The 16,979-nt window shown below is 64.9% G+C and carries 21 protein-coding genes and 3 pseudogenes; 15 read left to right on the forward strand and 9 right to left on the reverse strand.

The genetic code is table 11. The annotated features are described in order from the left end of the window. Positions 1-8: 8 nt before the first annotated feature. Positions 9-1,406, forward strand: coding sequence for a recombinase family protein (locus ALSL_RS12255; RefSeq protein ID WP_126539512.1), 1,398 nt, complete (start codon positions 9-11; stop codon positions 1,404-1,406). Beyond that, on the forward strand, positions 1,403-1,891 hold the full coding sequence (locus ALSL_RS12260; protein ID WP_126539514.1) for a hypothetical protein: 489 nt from the start codon (positions 1,403-1,405) through the stop codon (positions 1,889-1,891). Before ALSL_RS12255 ends, ALSL_RS12260 begins: the two co-directional genes overlap by 4 nt. A gap of 4 nt (positions 1,892-1,895) precedes the next feature. Here ALSL_RS12260 and ALSL_RS12265 read toward each other — a convergent pair. After that, a pseudogene (locus ALSL_RS12265) lies at positions 1,896-2,136 on the reverse strand (transposase); the annotation flags it as partial. A gap of 137 nt (positions 2,137-2,273) precedes the next feature. After that, positions 2,274-2,894, reverse strand: coding sequence for a hypothetical protein (locus ALSL_RS12275; protein ID WP_126539516.1), 621 nt, complete (start codon positions 2,892-2,894; stop codon positions 2,274-2,276). A gap of 164 nt (positions 2,895-3,058) precedes the next feature. On the opposite strand from ALSL_RS12275, the pseudogene ALSL_RS12280 reads away from it, so the two are divergent. Continuing rightward, positions 3,059-3,376 (forward strand): annotated as a pseudogene (locus tag ALSL_RS12280) (integrase core domain-containing protein); the annotation flags it as partial. A 132-nt stretch (positions 3,377-3,508) separates the two neighbouring features. Here the strand turns inward: ALSL_RS12280 and ALSL_RS12285 are convergent. The 5 genes and pseudogenes from ALSL_RS12285 to ALSL_RS12310 form a co-directional block, all read right to left on the reverse strand. After that, positions 3,509-3,712, reverse strand: coding sequence for a hypothetical protein (locus tag ALSL_RS12285; protein WP_126539518.1), 204 nt, complete (start codon positions 3,710-3,712; stop codon positions 3,509-3,511). 73 nt (positions 3,713-3,785) lie between these two features. After that, entirely contained in the window at positions 3,786-3,980 is a 195-nt protein-coding gene (locus ALSL_RS12290) for a hypothetical protein (protein WP_126539520.1), read from the reverse strand. Positions 3,981-3,986: 6 nt separating this feature from the next. Beyond that, entirely contained in the window at positions 3,987-6,194 is a 2,208-nt protein-coding gene (locus tag ALSL_RS12295) for a peptidase domain-containing ABC transporter (protein ID WP_126539522.1), read from the reverse strand. Then, positions 6,187-7,458, reverse strand: coding sequence for a beta-barrel domain-containing protein (locus ALSL_RS12300; protein WP_126539524.1), 1,272 nt, complete (start codon positions 7,456-7,458; stop codon positions 6,187-6,189). The genes ALSL_RS12295 and ALSL_RS12300 overlap by 8 nt, the downstream gene beginning before the upstream one ends. A gap of 283 nt (positions 7,459-7,741) precedes the next feature. Then, positions 7,742-8,599, reverse strand: a pseudogene (locus ALSL_RS12310) (transposase); the annotation flags it as partial. 178 nt (positions 8,600-8,777) lie between these two features. Here ALSL_RS12310 and ALSL_RS12315 point away from each other — a divergent pair. From ALSL_RS12315 to ALSL_RS12350, 8 genes are all read left to right on the forward strand, one after another. After that, positions 8,778-9,041, forward strand: coding sequence for a helix-turn-helix transcriptional regulator (locus ALSL_RS12315; protein WP_008648927.1), 264 nt, complete (start codon positions 8,778-8,780; stop codon positions 9,039-9,041). Beyond that, a complete protein-coding gene (locus ALSL_RS12320) occupies positions 8,998-9,531 on the forward strand; it encodes a hypothetical protein (protein ID WP_198410654.1) in 534 nt (177 codons plus the stop codon). Before ALSL_RS12315 ends, ALSL_RS12320 begins: the two co-directional genes overlap by 44 nt. A 292-nt stretch (positions 9,532-9,823) precedes the next feature. Next, on the forward strand, positions 9,824-10,429 hold the full coding sequence (locus tag ALSL_RS12325; RefSeq protein WP_083460479.1) for a hypothetical protein: 606 nt from the start codon (positions 9,824-9,826) through the stop codon (positions 10,427-10,429). 10 nt (positions 10,430-10,439) lie between these two features. Next, positions 10,440-11,294 carry an ATP-binding protein gene (locus ALSL_RS12330; protein WP_126539526.1) on the forward strand — a complete coding sequence of 285 codons (855 nt, stop codon included), beginning with the start codon at positions 10,440-10,442 and terminating at the stop codon, positions 11,292-11,294. 3 nt (positions 11,295-11,297) lie between these two features. Next, on the forward strand, positions 11,298-11,927 hold the full coding sequence (locus ALSL_RS12335; RefSeq protein ID WP_126539528.1) for a hypothetical protein: 630 nt from the start codon (positions 11,298-11,300) through the stop codon (positions 11,925-11,927). An 11-nt stretch (positions 11,928-11,938) separates the two neighbouring features. Continuing rightward, positions 11,939-12,454: a DUF6511 domain-containing protein gene (locus ALSL_RS12340; protein ID WP_126539530.1), complete on the forward strand. Its 516-nt coding sequence runs from the start codon at positions 11,939-11,941 to the stop codon at positions 12,452-12,454. Continuing rightward, entirely contained in the window at positions 12,451-13,197 is a 747-nt protein-coding gene (locus ALSL_RS12345; protein ID WP_126539532.1) for a hypothetical protein, read from the forward strand. The genes ALSL_RS12340 and ALSL_RS12345 overlap by 4 nt, the downstream gene beginning before the upstream one ends. Beyond that, positions 13,194-13,448 carry a helix-turn-helix domain-containing protein gene (locus ALSL_RS12350; RefSeq protein WP_126539534.1) on the forward strand — a complete coding sequence of 85 codons (255 nt, stop codon included), beginning with the start codon at positions 13,194-13,196 and terminating at the stop codon, positions 13,446-13,448. The genes ALSL_RS12345 and ALSL_RS12350 overlap by 4 nt, the downstream gene beginning before the upstream one ends. Here ALSL_RS12350 and ALSL_RS13645 read toward each other — a convergent pair. After that, positions 13,442-13,702: a hypothetical protein gene (locus ALSL_RS13645; RefSeq protein WP_161970961.1), complete on the reverse strand. Its 261-nt coding sequence runs from the start codon at positions 13,700-13,702 to the stop codon at positions 13,442-13,444. The two genes, ALSL_RS12350 and ALSL_RS13645, sit on opposite strands and share 7 nt — an antisense overlap. Further along, positions 13,699-13,959, reverse strand: a complete 261-nt coding sequence (locus ALSL_RS13610; RefSeq protein WP_162604312.1) for a hypothetical protein — start codon at positions 13,957-13,959, stop codon at positions 13,699-13,701. The genes ALSL_RS13645 and ALSL_RS13610 overlap by 4 nt, the downstream gene beginning before the upstream one ends. A 245-nt stretch (positions 13,960-14,204) precedes the next feature. On the opposite strand from ALSL_RS13610, the gene ALSL_RS13880 reads away from it, so the two are divergent. From ALSL_RS13880 to ALSL_RS12370, 4 genes are all read left to right on the forward strand, one after another. Continuing rightward, complete coding sequence (locus ALSL_RS13880) at positions 14,205-14,543, forward strand: helix-turn-helix domain-containing protein (protein WP_198410655.1); 339 nt, start codon at positions 14,205-14,207, stop codon at positions 14,541-14,543. 3 nt (positions 14,544-14,546) lie between these two features. Next, on the forward strand, positions 14,547-15,320 hold the full coding sequence (locus ALSL_RS12365) for an ImmA/IrrE family metallo-endopeptidase (RefSeq protein WP_198410656.1): 774 nt from the start codon (positions 14,547-14,549) through the stop codon (positions 15,318-15,320). Further along, entirely contained in the window at positions 15,307-15,465 is a 159-nt protein-coding gene (locus ALSL_RS13690) for a hypothetical protein (RefSeq protein ID WP_198410657.1), read from the forward strand. The genes ALSL_RS12365 and ALSL_RS13690 overlap by 14 nt, the downstream gene beginning before the upstream one ends. 641 nt (positions 15,466-16,106) lie before the next feature. After that, positions 16,107-16,925: a HEPN domain-containing protein gene (locus ALSL_RS12370; protein WP_126539548.1), complete on the forward strand. Its 819-nt coding sequence runs from the start codon at positions 16,107-16,109 to the stop codon at positions 16,923-16,925. Positions 16,926-16,979: the final 54 nt, after the last annotated feature.

A 16,979-nucleotide genomic window follows, 5' to 3' on the forward strand; every position in this document is an offset into this window, starting at 1 on the left:
CGTCGACCATGCCGACGCCTGGTCCCGTCACGCCATCGAGGCGCTGTGCGGTCTACACCCGCAAGTCCACCGACGAGGGATTGGACCAGGAGTACAACAGCCTGGAGGCCCAACGCGACGCGGGGCTGGCCTTCATCGCCAGCCAACGTCATGAGGGCTGGATCGCCATCGAGGAGGGTTATGACGACGGCGGCTACTCCGGCGGCAATCTCGACCGCCCTGCGCTCAAGCGCCTGCTGGCCGACATCGAGGCCGGCAGGATCGACATCGTGGTCGTCTACAAGATCGATCGCCTCACGCGCAGCCTGGCGGACTTCGCCAAGCTGGTGGAGGTGTTCGACCGCAACGGCGTCTCCTTCGTCTCGGTCACGCAGCAGTTCAACACCACCACCTCGATGGGGCGGCTCACGCTCAACATCCTGCTGTCCTTCGCGCAGTTCGAGCGCGAGGTCACCGGCGAGCGCATCCGCGACAAGATCGCCGCCTCCAAGGCGAAGGGCATGTGGATGGGCGGCATGCCGCCGCTGGGCTATGACGTCGTCGATCGCAAGCTCGTCGTCAACGAGCGCGAGGCCGCACTCGTGCGTGACATCTTCCGGCGCTACGCCGAGCATGGCTCGGCTGCACGGCTGGTGCGGGAGATGGCGATCGAGGGGCACACCACCAAGGCCTGGGTGACCCAAGGCGGGCGCCGGCGCACGGGCCGACCCATCGACCAGCAATACATCTTCGCGCTGCTGCGCAACCGCATCTACCTGGGTGAGATCCGCAACCACGGCACGTGGTATCCCGGCCAACACGAAGCGATCGTGCCACGAGACCTGTGGGACGCCGTGCACGCTTTCATCGAGCGCCGCAAGCAGGCGCCGCGCGAACACCGGGCCCAACACCCGGCGCTGCTCGCGGGCCTGCTGTTCGCGCCCGACGGCCAGCGCATGCTGCACACCTTCGTCAAGAAGAAGAGCGGACGCACCTACCGCTACTACGTCCCCTACCTGCACAAGCGTCGTAACGCGGGCGCGAGCCTGGCGCCGGACGCCCCAGACGTCGGCCATCTGCCCGCGGCCGAGATCGAGAACGCGGTGCTGACGCAGATCCACGCGGCGCTCTCGGCGCCGGAGGTGCTGATCGGTACCTGGCGGGCGTGCCAGCGCCACCCGGCGGGTGCCGCCCTCGACGAAGCGCAGGTGGTGGTGGCGATGCGACGCATCGGCGACGTGTGGGCGCAGTTGTTCCCGGCCGAGCAGCAACGCATCGCGCGGCTGCTGATCGAGCGGGTCCAACTGCATGAGTACGGACTCGACATCCTCTGGCGTGAAGACGGCTGGCTGGGATTGGGGCCCGAGATCGGCGTGCATCCCTTGGTCGACGAGTGCCGCGCGCCTGCCGAGGAGGTCTTGACATGACCCGCTCGCCTCCCGATCCGACGCCGAACTCCCGCCGTCGCGCGATCCGCATCGAGGTCGGCAACGATGCGCGCAGCTACGTCAGCGCAGGGCAGCGGGTGACCCTGGTGCCCCTGACGATCAAGCGGAGGCACAACCGCAAGCTCCTGATCCCGCCGACGCCCGAGTCCGCAGCCGCAGCCGCGGGCGGCCTGGATGCGCCGATGATCAAGACGCTCGGCAAGGCCTTCTACTGGAAGCGGCTGATCGACGAAGGCGTCTATCCGACGACCGCCGACCTGGCGCGCGCGCTGAAACTGGAGCCAGGCTGGGCGGCCGAGGTGCTGCGCATGACCCTGCTGGCCCCCGACATCGTCGAGGCCATCCTGGACGGGCGCCAGCCCCGCCATCTGAACCTGCAGACCCTGCGTGGCCGGCACGATCTGCTGCCCCGCGACTGGGCCGAACAGCGCCGGCTGCTGGGTTTTCCGCCACCGGCCCAGTGACCGGCCGCACGGGTGCGGTGCAGGCGCGGCTTGCGCTGCGGACGCTCGGTGGTGTCCTCGTACACGCCGTCGAGCCACAGCATGTGGAAGTGGATGTTGAGATTCAGCGCGCTGCCGAAGCGCTGGATCAGGGTCACCACGCCGCATTGCGCCGTATCCCGCGGCACGCCGGCCTGATCGGCAAGCCAACCGGCGATCACACGATGCACGATGCCCAGCACCGGGCCGATCGCCTCAGGCCAGGACCCAGTAGTTGGGCCGAGGCGCCGATGTCATCGCGGAACGGGCAGGACGGTAGATGATCGCGGTCGGCACGTCCCAGGATGGCAGATCGGTTCCAGGAATTTTCGGCGGGAATGGTGGGCGATTATGGCCGCGCATATCAGTTCTCCCGGGTGTCGGTGGATACGAGAAGGTGACGTTCGAGATCGTCGAGTTTTTCCATTCGCCTCGAATTCAGGCGAACGGCGCGTTCGGTGTTCTGCGAAGGAAAGGCAGCAGCGTGCAGGACGTCCGACCGCATCGCTATCGTGAGATCGGCGACGGCATTCATCACGCGCTCTCCGTCCCCGTCCGAGAGCGTGCCGTCAGCAAAACCGGACTGCAAGCTCTCCAGTACCTGCTCGAAGCTGGACACGACCCCTGCACTCGCGACCACAGCCAGCTTGTGGCTGAGAACACGCAGTTCATCGATCAGCTTCGCATCGTGCCTTGCGGTTTCCACGATCTCTGCGACCTTCTCGATGCAGGCCATGTAAATGTCGCATTGCTGCTGGAGGATGATGACCCTTCCTTCCTTGCGAAGCTCGAGATCGGTCTGGCGGTTGAGAAGCGCCGCGGTCAGAATGATCGTCACGACAGCGCCGAGAAAGATGAGCGTCATCTCCTGCGCGAAAGGCAGCGTGTCTTCGGCAAGATACATCGAGCGAAAAAGGAAAACGATGCCGATGCCGAAGGCAGCGGCCGCAGCCGCAAGTGCCAAGTCAGGCAGGCGGTTCGACATCAGCACCTCGCATTTTCGATATCAGGGGGCATGCACGGCTTTGCATCGGCGTCCGGCGCCTCTGCGTCCCGGTGCCGCAGGAAGATTGGCGTCGGGTATAGGAAGTTCAACCGCCCTTTTTTGCGAGTCTGGCAGGTAGGAAGCGGCCGGGGTATAACAACGTGCCGGAGTTCACCAGCCGCGCCTTCATCGCCTGGACGCAGCAACACGGTATCGTGCACATCCTGATCGAACCGGGCTGCCCGACGCAAAACGGCTACATCGAAAGCTTCAACGGCAAGTTCCGCGACGAGTGCCTCAACGAGCATTGGTTCATCTCGCTCGCCCAAGCTCGCGACGTCATCGCCGACTGGCGACGTGACTACAACGAGGTTCGACCTCACAGCAGTTGCGGTCGCATCCCACCAGCGCAGTTCGCCGCCAACCACCGAACACAACAACCCAGCAACGAAGTACCCTTCAACCCCGGACTTTGCCAGTAATCACTGGTACGACCTGCGGGGGCAGGTCATATGGCGGGCACGCATCGCTCGTCGATGTCACATGGCGGCAACTGATCAGACCTTCCCTAGAAGTCACTTTTTTCTTCGAGATCGGCTTCGTCATCGCATCTCTCAATTTCCATCTTTCCTGTGCAAAAATATTGCTCTTGCAACCAAGGGGGCCACTATAGCCACAAAAACAAGCGCAACCAAAATTGAAAAATTATTATTTATATACATCCTCAAGAAAAAGAAAATCATAATATCCATCATGAATATGGCAATCATCGTTCCAAGAAGCAACGCCCCAAATTTGCCTCCCGAGATCTTGTTCATGAATCCTCCTTAACAACCCTTGGAATTAAACAGCGCTGGCCATGTATCAACATGGCCAGCGCCCACACACTCGCTATTTCTCAAGCAGATGGCTTGTCGCAATAAACGCGCCAGCAAGGCCAAGTCCAACAGCTCCAGCCACAAGCACAGGCGCTCCGACCAAACCCAATCCCACACCTGCTACCGTTCCAACCCAAGCCTCGGCGATATCAAGAGCCAACATACCACCGTTGACCTGACCAACTTCATGCATAGTCAATTCTTTCATCACTCGTCACTCCTTTTGTACGCCGGATATATCCGCCGCTCCGGCTTCAGCTTTGCCAATCGCCACATCTACGGTTTGGCAAACTTTGGCTTGCGTATCAACTAGGGCAAGCATTCTGTCCGCGCTGGCCATCGTTTCCAGCCGATGCGCAATAATGATTCGCGTAAGCGCTAAATGCTGTATGGTGGTACTTATCAATCGCTCACGCTCCACATCCAGATGACTGGTCGCCTCGTCAAGGACCAGCAGCTTCGGTTGCCGATACAGCGCCCGCGCCAGAATCACCCGCTGCTTCTGTCCGCCAGACAGGCTGGAACCCATGTCGCCCACCAGGCTCTGGTAACCCATCGGCATCCGCACGATGTCCTCGTGAATCGCCGCCATCTGCGCCGCCGCCACGATCCGCTCCATCGATGCCTCCGGATCGAAGAAGCTGACGTTGTCGGCGATGGAGCCGGCGAAGAGCTGATCGTCCTGCATCACCGCGCTGGCCCACTGGCGATAGGTGTCCAGGCCTAGCTTGCGGATGTCTATGCCGCCGAACAGTACTTCGCCTTCGGTAGGCTCGAGCAGACCAAGCACGATCTTCGCCAAGGTGGTCTTGCCGCAGCCGCTGGGACCGGTGATCGCCACCGACTCGCCCGCTTCGATGCGCAGGTTGCAGTGCCTCAGGATCCACGGCTCACCCTCGGCATAGCGGAAGCTGACGTTGCGCAGTTCCACGCTGGCCTCGGGAGCGGGGCCCGTCCAGGCGGTCTCGGCCCGCGGCTCCGGTGCAGTCAGGGCAACGTCCGCCACCCGTTCGGCATGCAGCCGCAGCATGCGGAAGTCCGTCCACTTGTCGACCAACCCCGCTGCCCGGCTGGTGAACTGGTCCGCGTAGGCGATGAACGCCACCAGCATGCCGGCCGAGAACTCGTTCCTGAGCGCCAACGCGGCGGCAATCCAGATCAACGCCACCCGCCCCAGCCCGAACATCAACTGGTTGCCCAACGCGAAGGCGATGGTGAGCCGCTGGACGCCGATATCGCGGTTGGTGGCGGCGACAGTAGCGTTGGCATAGCGCGCCAGCCGCTCGTCCTGCTTGTTGGCCAGTTTGACGGGCATGGCACCGCGGATAGATTCCAGCAATTCGCTCTGCTGACGCGCGGCATAGACGATCTGTTCCTCGCTGGCCCGACGCAGTGGCCCGAACCACAACCAGCGTGCCAAGCCATAGGCCAGGAACAGCCCCAGCACCACTAGCGTCAGCCATGCGCTGTAGAAAGCCATCACCACCAGCGTGACCAGCGACATCAACCCGTCCAGCAGGGAACCGACGAACTGCGTGGTCAGGGTTTTCTGGATGGTCTGGATGGAGCCGAAGCGCGACACCACGTCGCCCACGTGGCGCTTCTCGAACCAGTCCAGCGGCAGCCGCATCAGGTGGCCGAACAGGTTGCCGGCCCATTGCACGTTGAGCGTGGCGCCCAGCCAGGTCACCGCCCACGAACGCGCGGCGGTGACCAGCGCCGACAGGATCGCCAGCGCGCCAAAACCCAGACCCAGCAAAGTAAGCAGGTCGCGGTCGGCCGAGACCAGCACCTGGTCCAGTACCCATTGAAGGTAGAACGGCGCGGCCAATGCGAAAACTTCCAGCGCCAGCGCCAACATCAGGATCTGCGCCAGCGCGGGCGCCAGGCCCTGCACCTTGCCTGTGAGCGCACGCAGCGAGACCGCCTGCCGTTCGCGCACCGGCGCGAAGTCGGCGGCTGGCGACAGTTCCAGCGCTACGCCGGTGAAATGATCGGACACCTCGCGCATGCCCAACTTGCGGACTCCGCCCGCCGGATCGTGGATAACGATGCCGCGACGCGCGACGCGCTTGAGTACGACGAAATGGTTGAGGTCCCAATGCAGCACGCAGGGGGTGCGCAACTGCGCCAGATCGTCGAGATCCAGCTTCAGCGGGCGACAAACGAAACCGAGCTTTCCGGCCATCTCCATCAGCCGGGCCAGGGTCACGCCCTTGAGCGAAGCGACGAAGCGCCGGCGCAAGCTGGCCAGGTCCATGTCGTGGCCGTGGTAGTTCGCCACCATCGCCAGGCAGGCCAGGCCGCATTCGGCCGCTTCCGTCTGCAACAGCATCGGCAAGCGGCGCGACCAGCCGAATTGCAGACGGGTATGTATACCCGCGCTGGCGGCCGTCGAGCTGGACTGCGCACCGTCAGCCATGCGCCTGCCCTCCCAACCGGTGGCCGATGCCGTACAGCGGCTCGAACACCCATTCGATCAGGCGCCGCCGTTCCATCAGAATGTCCGCCTCCACTGCCATGCCCGGCTTGACCGGCTCGGCCTTGCCGTAGGCCATGACGCGCTGGCTGTCCAGCGCTACCTGGACCCGGTACAGCGGCTCCTTTGCCTGCTCGCCGACCAGGGCCGCCACTTCCGAGGGCGCCAGGGCGCTGCGCGAGACGTCGTCCACGCGCCCGTACTGCTGCCCGAACTTTTGATAGGGAAATGCCTGGTAGCGCAGCACTACCCGGTTGCCCGGGGCGATGAAACCGATCGCCCGGCTGGGCACCAATAGCTGCGCCTGCAAGGTCGCGCCGGCCGGCAGCAGCGAAAGCAGCGGCTGCCCGGCGCTCACCATCTGCCCTTCCTTGAACAGCACGGCCGACACCACCCCGTCGCGCGGCGCGCGCAGCACCACCGCTCGCGCCATCTCGTTCTGCGCCATGGACTGGAGGACGGACGCCAATTGCCGTTCGGTCTCGTTGCGCTTGGCCGCCGCTTCCAGCGGCAATTGCGAGAGTGCCTGGCGAGCGGCCTCCAGTTGCTGCCGCGTATCCAACTGCTGACGGACGAGAGCCTTGTACTGCGTCTGCGCGTCGAGCAGCGCCGTGCGCTGCTGTTGCACCTGCAAGATCGATACGTAGCCCTTGGCGGACAGCGGTTCGATGCGTTCCAGCAATTGCCGGTTGCTGGTGACCTGCTGTTGCTGAAAATCCAGCTGGCCGGCGATCTGGTCGAGCTGGGCGCTCAACAGCCCGATCTTGGCCTTGAGCGCCGCTGCCTGCTGCTTGACCAATACCTGCTGCTCGTCCAGGTCCGAGGCCAGCCGCGTGCGCTGGATTTCGAGCTGCTGGCCCACCAAGGCGTGCGTGCTGCCGAGCGCCGCGCTGTCCTGATCGCCGGCAAGCTCGAGCAGGGCCTCCCCTGCCTTGACGGGCTGGCCGTCGCGCACGCGCAGCCGCACTACGGTACCGGCAGTGGGCGCGGCAACGTTCAACAAGCCTGCGCTGGGTACCAGCTGACCGGCCACCGTCTCGCGGCGGGTATAGGAACCGAGAAAAAGAAATAGCAGCAACGCCGTGGCGACCGACAGCGCCAAGGCCGTGAGCAGCCAGCGCGACAACGGCGCCGCCATCACGATGGAGCCCAGCCATTCCCCGCGCCGGACCTCCACGACTTCCTTGCGAAACAACGTCCCCGACATGCCTACGTACTCCCCCAAGTACGGTTTGGGTATAGGAAGTTCAACCGCCCTTTTTTGCGAGTCTGGCAGGTAGGAAGCGGCCGCGCAAGCGCCGCTTTGGGCACAGATCGGGCACAGATCGGGGGTTCATGCGTGGGTTTTCGACATCGCGGGGCCACGCAGCGGCTCAGTGCGTAGCCATTTCTCACCGAATCCCGGCACAGGGCCGAGCGCAGCCCTGCGGGGTCGTGGCCGCATCGGATCGGATTCTGCTTTCGCTTCCGGTTGAGTGGCCGGCACCTCGTCACGCGGCCGGCGGCGGGGCGCGCGCTGCGGGCCGGTAGTGCGCTTGCTCCAGCGCGCCGTGCTTCTCGAAGTGGGCGAGGATGGCGCGGATGGCGGTGGGTTCCTCGATGCTGGCGACGATCCGTACCGCGCCGCCGCAGTGGGCGCAGGTGGTGACGTCGATGGAAAAGACCCGCTTGAGCCGTTGCGCCCAGCTCATCGCACGGCGCTTCTGCTCGGGGCTGCGCGGCTCGTCGTGGGCGCTTGCGTCCACTGGCGCCGCATCGCCCGCAGGCCGCTTGCCGCGCCCCGATGGCGTCACCTGCGCGCGCAGATTCGCGTTCGGGGCGAATACGCCGTGGAAGCGGGTGAGATGCGCGCGTGGCGGCGGGACCAGTGCCGCCAGCTTGGCGATGAAGTCCACCGCATCCCATTCGACATGCGTGGTCCCATTGCGCCACGGCGTCTTGAGCTGATACCGCACCCTACCCTGCGATGAGATCGATAGCCGCTGCTCGCTGATCGCCGGGCGCGTGATGTAGCGGCACAGCTTTTCGAGCTTGTGGCTCTCGTGTGCTTCCGCGGCCACGCCGGCATGCAGCGAGAAGCCGCCGACCTTGCCGGCGTCGCCGTCCAGAGAACCCGCATCACCGGGTAGCGTTTTCAGGGTGACGACCTTGCGGCCAGCGTCGCGACCGGTGGCGATGCGGTAGGTGATCGAACTCATCCGCAGCGCGTCCATGCCGTCGTCGCTACCCGCGCTGTCGGACAGAAACACGGATTCGTCCTCGCCTTCCAGCCAGCCTTTGCGCGTCAGGTGCCGGCACACGCGATGCGCGATGGTGCCGGCCAGTTCCGTCAGTTGCGCCGATGTGGGCCGCTGACCATCCCCCTGTCCCCAAGAACGGCGAGCCGCGTGCTCGCCGTTTTGGCATGGACGCGTGCGGATTGGCGAACCCGAAGTTTGCGCGTGGTTCGCCATTGCGTCCCTCGTATGTTCGCCACCCGAAGCCTGCAATGACACCTGTTCCTCAACAGCGTCATAGGAGGCTTCCATGCCGACAACGGCAAGCACCATCACCCGGTCGCCGGTCGATGCGATCAACGGTCTGTCTCCCGGCGATCGTCGGGTCCTCAACGAGAACGAGCTCGCGCAGCGCTGGGGCCTGAGCCCCAAGACCCTGCAGCGCTGGCGCAGCGAAGGGCGTGGCCCGCGCTACCTGAAGCTGTCCAAGCGCGTCAGCTACCCCCTGGAGTCGGTCATCGAGTTCGAGCGTGGTGCCCTGCACGACTCGACCTCCGAGCGCGCGGCGCGCTGAAGGGGGATGCGATGAGCGATTTGACCCTCTACCCCGCCGACATCGCCGCGATGTCCGTCGGCCAGCTGGCCGCGCTGCCGCCCGCCAGAAGGCGGAGATCAGCCGCAACCTCGACGAAGCGCTCGCCTGGCTCAAGCAGGCCCGCGCGAAGTTCGACGCCGCGCTGGAGGCCGCCTACGGCGAGCAGGCCCGCGCTGCACGCCTCGAGGCCGGCAAGGACTTCGGCGTCGTGCACCTGAACGACGGACCGCTGCGCGTGACGGTCGATGTCCCGAAGCGCGTGTCCTGGGACCAGGTGCAACTGGCGGCGATTGCCCGGCGCATCGCCGCCGCCGGCGAGCGCGTCGAGGACTACCTCGATGTCGAGTACTCGGTGTCCGAGTCCCGCTTCAACCACTGGCCCGCGGCGCTGCGCGCGCAGTTCGAGCCGGCGCGCACCGTCAAGCCCGGCAAGCCGACGTTTCGGCTGACCTTGACCTCGGAGGACTGAACCATGCCCACCGAACTGAAAGTGAAAGAGAAGGGCCGGAATTCGATTCCGCCCCGTGTCGCCGAGCGGCTGAAGGAGGTGGCGTGATGACGCCCCTTCATCCTCGTGACGTCCTTGATCTTGGCAAGCCAATGGCCGGGTTGTGCTCGGCGCGCTGTGGCATGGCATGGCGGGGCAAGCCGCGGCAAGGCCCAAGCGAACTGTGACTGGGCTCGGTTCGGACTGGCTTGGCGTGGCTAGGCAAGGCTGGGCCCGATGTGGCAAGGAACTTTCGATTTCTGGAGATTCGACGATGAAAACCCTTTTGAGAAACGAGGATGCGCTCGGCAACGGTGCCGAGTCGGCGGTCCTGACGGGGGCGCCGTACAGCGTCCGTGTCGTCATCGAAGGCGTGGCGGACTTGTTGTTCCACCGCTGGAACTGCGAGGCCGTCGACGCCAAGGCCAAGGCCACCAAGAACAGCGCCGCCAAAAAAACCGACGACATCGAGAGCTACGTCTATCGCGACAACCAGGGCCAGTTGTGCCTGCCCGGGGAGTATCTGCGACAGGCGCTGATCGGTGCGGCCAAGTTCAAGCAGGACCCCAGGAGTCCACGCAAATCGGCGCAGGACATCACCAAGGCCGGCGTGGTTTCGCTCACCCACCTGGCCAGCCTGGGGACCGACCGCTGGGATTACGAAGACCGCCGCCGCGTGGTGGTGCAACGCGCGGGCGTCAATCGGGTGCGGCCTGCCATGCGTGCGGGTTGGCGCGCCGAGTTCGATCTGATGGTGGTGCTGCCCGAATACCTCGACCGTGCCTGGATCAAGGACAGCCTGGACATGGCAGGCCGACTCATCGGCGTGGGTGACTTCCGTCCCACCTTCGGCCGCTTCACGGTCGTCTCGTTCGAATGAGGAGTCGGCCATGCCATTGCCTATCGTGACGGCCAACGAAAGACTCGTCGAAAAACGCTGCGCCAAGGTCGCCCTCGTCGGTGCGCCCGGGGTGGGCAAGACCTCCCAGATCCGCACGCTCGATGCCGAACGCACCTTACTGGTGGACACCGAGGCCGGCGATCTGTCCATCCTCGACTGGGGCGGTGACACCCTGCGCCCGCGCACCTGGCCGGAGTTCAAGGACCTGGTGGTGTTCCTGGCAGGACCCAGCCCGAGCGCCACACCCGAGCAGGCCTTCTCGCAGGCCCACTTTGATCACGTCTGCCAGAAGTACGGCGACCCGGCGCAGCTGGCCAAGTACGACACCTACTTCGTCGATTCCTTGACCGTGCTCTCGCGGATGTGCCTGGCCTGGTGCAAGACCCAGCCGGCCGCATTCTCCGAGAAGACCGGCAAGCCCGACACCCGGGGCGCTTATGGCTTGCTCGGCACCGAGATGATCGGCGCCCTCACGCACCTGCAGCACGTGAGGGACAAGCACGTCATCTACGTCTGCATCCTGGAAGAGAAGCTGGACGATTTCAACCGCCGCATCTACCAGCTGCAGCTCGAAGGCGCCAAGACCTCGGCCGAGCTGCCTGGTGTGCTCGATGAAGTCATCACGCTGGCCATCTTGAAGGCCGACGACGGCACGCCATACCGCGCGTTCGTCACCGGCGCGGACAACCCCTGGGGCTTCCCGAGCAAGGACCGCTCGGGACGGCTTGCCCCCATCGAAGAACCCCACCTCGGAAAGCTCATTGCCAAGTGCCTCGGCCGCACTGCCGCAGCACACGCCAGCGCTTTGTCGCATTCAACCGACCTCAACGCATCCAAGGAGTGATCCATGACCGCCTGGAACGACTTCAACGACGCCGAACAACAGACCAGCTTCGACCTCATCCCCAAGGGCACGCTCGCCCGCGTGCGCATGACCCTCAAGCCCGGGGGCTTTGATGACCCGGCGCAGGGCTGGACCGGGGGCTACGCCACGCAGAGCTTCGAGACCGGCTCGGTGTATCTGGCGGCCGAGTTCGTGGTGCTGGAGGGCGAGTACGCCCGGCGCAAGCTCTGGAGCAACATCGGCCTGCATTCCCCGAAGGGCCCGGCCTGGGGCCAGATGGGCCGCAGCTTCGTGCGCGCGATCCTCAACAGCGCCCGCAACGTCCATCCCCAGGACAACGGGCCGCAGGCCGCCGCCGCGCGGCGCATCCAGGGCTTCCACGAGCTCGACGGCATCGAGTTCCTCGCCCGCATCGACGTCGAGAAGGACGGTCGCGGCGAGTTGAAGAACGTCGTCAAGAGCGCCGTCGAGCCCGACCACCCGGAGTATGCCCGCCTGATGGGCGTGCCGCCGAAGAACCCTGGCAGCGGCTCCAGCGGTGCGCCGGCGGCGCTCACCCCGCCCCGTGCGATGTCTGCGCCAGCCGCCCCGCAACCCCCCGCCGTGCCGGGTAAGCCCGCCTGGGCGCAGTGAGAGGAGGGCCAGTGAAGTGCTGGGTCTGCAAACGACAGGCGCGCGGCTACGGCCACTCGGACCTTCGGCATCCGGTGGGCGATGCCCGGCGCTATCCGATCGACTGGGTGTTCTGCTCGCGGCGTTGCCAGCAGGCGTTTCACGCGCTCTACGGCCAGTGGCTGCGCGTGCAGGAAGGACGCACGTCCAAAACGGAGGTGGCCATGATCGATCCGTCTGACGTCGAACTGGCCGCGATGAGGAAGTGCCTCAAGGCCTTCGGCGCGGCGGCAGAAAGCATCGGCTTCGACAAGCCGCTGGGCGAGTATTCCGAGGCCGAGGCGCTCCAGGTGATCGACGCCATCGTCACCTGCTACACGGACGCGATGGTCGAGCACCACGAGGCGACCAAGTACCCGCCGGTGCGCGGGCTGAAGCGCCCGGTGTCCGATCCCTTCGCCGATCTGGAAGACGACCTGCCGTGGGAGGAGCCGAAGGCTCAAGCGCAGACGGCACGCACGGCAGCACCCAAGGAGGCGCGGCGATGATGGACTTCAACGCCTCCAAGAGCCTGTCGGGTCAGATCACGGCGCTGATCGACGCCGGGCTGCAGCAGTCTCGCGCGGCGCAGCCTCGCCGCACCTACCTGGGCGCCTCGCGCCTCGGGGTCGCCTGCGAGCGCGCGCTGCAGTACGAGTTTGCCGACGCCCCGGTCGATCCGGGTCGCGAGACCGACGGCCGCCTGCTGCGCGTCTTCGATCGCGGCCACGTCATCGAGGACTGCATGGTCGGATGGCTGCGCGCGGCGGGCTTCGAGTTGCGCACGCGCGACGACGCGGGGGAGCAATTCGGCTTCTCGGCGCTCGACGGGCGCCTGCAGGGCCACGTCGATGGGGTGCTCGTCGCCGGGCCCGACCTGGGGTTCGGTTGCGGCTACCCGGCGCTGTGGGAGAACAAGTGCCTGGGCGCCAAATCGTGGCGCGAGTTGGAGAGGCACCGACTCGCGGTGGCCAAGCCGGTCTACGCCGCGCAAGTGGCGCTCTACCAGGCCTACCTGGGGCTGCACGCGCACCCGGCGCTGTTCACGGCGGTGAACGCCGACACGATGGAGATCCACGCCGAGCTGGTGCCGTTCGATGCGGCGTTGGCGCAGCGCATGTCCGACCGGGCCGTGAAGGTCATCACGGCCACCGAGGCGGGCGAACTGCTGCCGCGCTCGTTCTCCGATCCCACCCATGTCGAGTGCCGGATGTGCCCGTGGCAGGACCGGTGCTGGAGGGCTGCGGCATGAACGAGACACCACTGCACCCGGTGCTCGGGGAGCGCCTGATCGACGCACGCGAGGCGGCACTGGCGCTCAATCTGCCGCACTACTGGCTCACGCACGCGAAGGAGCGCCGGCGTCTGCGCCTGCCGCACTACCGGGTGGGCAAGCTGCTGCGTTTCAAGCTCTCCGAACTGATGGCGTGGATGGAGGAACGTCAAGCCCTGCTCACGGCCGACGCAGTGCACGAGGAGGAGGCGGATGCTGGACTTCAATGACCCGCGCCCGTGCCCGAGATCCCGGCGTCCGAGCGCCGCGAGGCCCTGCGCGCCGCGCTGCTCGCGAGGCTGGAAGCGGTGCTGTTCTCGCTGTTCCCGCCGGTCGGACGCGCCGCGGCAAGTTCGTCATCGGCGACGTGCTCGGCAGCCCGGGCGACAGCCTGGAGGTCGTGCTCGACGGCGACAAGGCGGGGCTCTGGACCGACCGTGCCACCGGCGACGGCGGCGATGTGTTCCACCTGATCGGCGCTCACTTCGGCGTGGACGTGCAGGGCGACTTCGCCCGCATCCTCGACCTGGCCGAGGACCTCGTCGGCCGTGCCCCCACGGCCCCGTCGCGCGCCGAGGTGTCGCCCCACGTCATTATGGCTTCAATCACGGCCCGGTTCGGCGGCTCGTGCGGCTGTGCATCGAGCGCTGGCGGCACCGCCAGCCCATGGCTGGCGAGAAACTGGTGCAGCGTCTCATCCGGCGGCAGCGCCTGCAGCACGTCGACATAGGTCTTCTTCATCGCGTCTCGGTCCTTTCCTTGAGGTGACGTCGGAGGTCTGCTGACCGAGGCTTCGGGCACGCGGGCCGGCGACGGCTGACTGAACTTGTGTCACGCCAAAGTAAAGCAGCGTGATACAGCGCGATTGTGTCCCGGCCTGATCCGCTTGTCAAACTGCATGGCACATCTAGCGGCGTTTGGTATCACAGGGCTATACTGTCGGATCGCATTCCAACACTTCCCGTGATTCGAGACGGGACATCGCCATGGCTTCCGCGTTTGGATCTCGCCTGCGGCGATTCCGCGAGGCGAAGAAATTGACCCTGCAGCAGGTGGCCGACGCGGTCGGCTGCACCAAGGCTTACATCTGGGAACTGGAGATGAAGGAGGGCCAACGCCCTCCGCCGAGCGCGTGCAGGCGCTGGCCAGGGTGTTGGGCGTCACGATGGAAGACATCATGGGTGAGCCCATCCCCAGGTTCCCGAGGCCAGTCCCGAGGACGTGGCCTTCTTCCGCGAGTACGCCGGGATGACGGAGGAGGAGAAGAGACGCTACCGGCAGGCGCTCGAGATCATGTTCCCGACAAGGGCCAGGGCGGGGACTGACGATTGGGCACCGCGTGCCACCTCACCGGTTCGATTGCTGCCAGCCATGTCCACAAGTGGCTGCGGGCATGGTACGGCGCGGACGTGCCCGAGGCCATCGATCTCGATGTCGTGCGGCAAATGCTGCCGACCACGCCCTACGGCAAAGGGGTTCGGGAAATTCGTCCCCCGGTGCAGTTCAACGACGATGCCTTCGAGGGCATGCTGGCGCGGGATCCCGGCGACCCTGAGGTCTGGGGTATCGCCTACAACGGCACGGTCAGCCCGCAGCGCCAGCGATTCACCATCGCTCACGAGCTCGGGCACTTCATCCTGCACCGCGACCGGCAGCAGCGCTTCAACTGTGACAAGGAGAGCGTCTACTCGGGCCACGAGACGATGCGCCTGATCGAGCGCGAGGCCGACGACTTCGCCAGCAACTTGCTGATGCCCGGCGATCGGCTGCGCGAGTGGATCTCGAACGGACGCATCGATCTGCACGTCCTCAGCGCCATTGCCAAGCGCTTCCAGGTCTCGTTCGGCGCTGTGCATCTGCTTCATCAAGTTCACCTCGCAGCGCGCCATCCTGGTCTACTGGGACAACGGCTACGCGAAGTACGAATGGCGCAGCAGCAGCGCCGTCAGGACGCGGGCGCGCATCCGACGCACCGGCGATCCGCAAGAGCCGTTACCCGGCACGCTCGCCGCCGACGCGAGCGTCGTGCAGGCGTGGGACGGCATCGAGATGTCTGCTGCGATCTGGTGTCCGGAGGAGGCACCCTACATGAAGCTGCGTGAGTTCAAGCACAGCTACGCCTCGAGAGATCGCGTCCTGACCCTGCTGCTGTTGGAAAGCGCTGAGCCGCGCGCTTGGGATCGGGCGTGGCAGGACGGCGAGAGCTACGACCAGTTCGTCGCGAACGAGCGGTTACCGGTACGCTGAATTCAGAGCCGTCGCCGAAGATGCCCCATGACTACAAATGCCCAGCGACTGAAGGACGCCCTGGAGGAGACCCTTCGGCTCCAGAGCCCAGAAAGCGAAGAATACAAGCAATGGCTGCAAGTCCTCGAAACTCGCCGTTTCCTCCTTCTATCCCGGCGGGAAGCAGTGGCTTCTATCCGACCACCGATCGGGCACTTGGCTGCATAACGGAGATCATCGACAACATCCGAATCAATGACGCCGCGCTTGCCCGAACTCTCAGCAGAGATGAAATGTTCAAGCGGGCGATGCTCGCGCTCGGAGCGAATCTTTCATCACTCGTTGAAGTCGCCGATGACGATGAGAGATGGAAGCAGTACCGAGAACCATCTCCACTGCGTTCACCGCCTCCCCGACCAGCCAGACTGTCTATGTGCCAGTGTGGCTCTTCGTCCGCCAGGAGTATGGGAGTTTCTCCGTCGGACCCGTTGAATTCGTTGATCGATCGGGATGGCTAGACAAGGTGGAACTCCTTCGAGGTAGTCGTCCCGCATGGCGATCAGGTGTTGAAACGGCTTGGGGGCTGGCTAGCAACGATGGCGACGGCGCTGATGGTGACTGCGATCAGATCGTCAAGTTGGCAATCCGGACGGTGACGCGCTTTGCGTCAGCAGAACAAAGAATTGCGTGTGTCGCCATTGAAGGCTTTGATGATCAAGAGGCGCAGCGTCGAGCACTGCTCGCAGCCCAGAATTGCCATCGACGGCATACGGCTCCTCATCCCAGGCAGCAACAAGAAAAGGATATTCACCTCAGCCGACCACGGCCCGCCTCGCGCCATCGAGCGACTACGGCAGATGGCTGGGCACGACCTGACCGCTGGTTCAGGAATGGAAATACCAGGCGTTGGCGGAGCTCCCGGCGCAGCTCAGGAATTGATCGACGCCTCCATAGATTTCCGAAAGGCAGCCGGGAACTGCATCACGGTCGTCATCAGTCCGACGCCCGCGCAGGAAAACCTACCTGAGCTGTCTCAGCGATGGAGCAATGCCATTCACTGGTATGGTCGGGCATGCGTCTCCGACGCGGACTTCGTCGCACTGCCGATGTTTGGTTTCGCACTAGATATTTGTGCGGTGGTAAGGAAGAGGCCGGAATTAGAAATCTGGCTTGCGCGCTCTTCGAGAAAGAGCCGGAAGACTGGCGTTCGGACGGATGGGTTGACGCTCAAGGCTGCCGTGCGCAAGGTCTACGAATGGCGGTCGAAGATTGCTCATGGCTCCTTGCTGGCGGCCGACCTCATTCTTGAATCGGAGCGGGTCTTGTCCGAAAGCATCGCCAACGCAATGCTCTATCAGTACGTGATGTGTTTGGAGCAATACCGTTCAAGCGCGTCCCCCGTGGATACTGGCGAGTACTTCCTGGAGTGGCTCCGGAAGAACCCGCCGTCGACTTGGTCTCCGACACCAACCACGGCCTGAACCAGTGGCCTTCCTCCTTTCCGCACACGCCAGCTCAAACACGTTACGCGAAGT

The organism is Aerosticca soli (genome assembly GCF_003967035.1).
In the GTDB taxonomy this organism is placed as follows: Bacteria; Pseudomonadota; Gammaproteobacteria; order Xanthomonadales; family Rhodanobacteraceae; genus Aerosticca; species Aerosticca soli.

Bases quoted from the DNA above. Each gene is read 5' to 3' on its own strand.
- ALSL_RS12255 (WP_126539512.1), top strand. From the start codon at position 9: ATGCCGACGCCTGGTCCCGTCACGCCATCGAGGCGCTGTGCGGTCTAC.
- ALSL_RS12260 (WP_126539514.1), top strand. From the start codon at position 1,403: ATGACCCGCTCGCCTCCCGATCCGACGCCGAACTCCCGCCGTCGCGCG.
- ALSL_RS12275 (WP_126539516.1), bottom strand. From the start codon at position 2,894: ATGTCGAACCGCCTGCCTGACTTGGCACTTGCGGCTGCGGCCGCTGCC.
- ALSL_RS12285 (WP_126539518.1), bottom strand. From the start codon at position 3,712: ATGAACAAGATCTCGGGAGGCAAATTTGGGGCGTTGCTTCTTGGAACG.
- ALSL_RS12290 (WP_126539520.1), bottom strand. From the start codon at position 3,980: ATGAAAGAATTGACTATGCATGAAGTTGGTCAGGTCAACGGTGGTATG.
- ALSL_RS12295 (WP_126539522.1), bottom strand. From the start codon at position 6,194: ATGGCTGACGGTGCGCAGTCCAGCTCGACGGCCGCCAGCGCGGGTATA.
- ALSL_RS12300 (WP_126539524.1), bottom strand. From the start codon at position 7,458: ATGTCGGGGACGTTGTTTCGCAAGGAAGTCGTGGAGGTCCGGCGCGGG.
- ALSL_RS12315 (WP_008648927.1), top strand. From the start codon at position 8,778: ATGCCGACAACGGCAAGCACCATCACCCGGTCGCCGGTCGATGCGATC.
- ALSL_RS12325 (WP_083460479.1), top strand. From the start codon at position 9,824: ATGAAAACCCTTTTGAGAAACGAGGATGCGCTCGGCAACGGTGCCGAG.
- ALSL_RS12330 (WP_126539526.1), top strand. From the start codon at position 10,440: ATGCCATTGCCTATCGTGACGGCCAACGAAAGACTCGTCGAAAAACGC.
- ALSL_RS12335 (WP_126539528.1), top strand. From the start codon at position 11,298: ATGACCGCCTGGAACGACTTCAACGACGCCGAACAACAGACCAGCTTC.
- ALSL_RS12345 (WP_126539532.1), top strand. From the start codon at position 12,451: ATGATGGACTTCAACGCCTCCAAGAGCCTGTCGGGTCAGATCACGGCG.
- ALSL_RS12350 (WP_126539534.1), top strand. From the start codon at position 13,194: ATGAACGAGACACCACTGCACCCGGTGCTCGGGGAGCGCCTGATCGAC.
- ALSL_RS13610 (WP_162604312.1), bottom strand. From the start codon at position 13,959: ATGAAGAAGACCTATGTCGACGTGCTGCAGGCGCTGCCGCCGGATGAG.
- ALSL_RS13880 (WP_198410655.1), top strand. From the start codon at position 14,205: ATGGCTTCCGCGTTTGGATCTCGCCTGCGGCGATTCCGCGAGGCGAAG.
- ALSL_RS13690 (WP_198410657.1), top strand. From the start codon at position 15,307: ATGAAGCTGCGTGAGTTCAAGCACAGCTACGCCTCGAGAGATCGCGTC.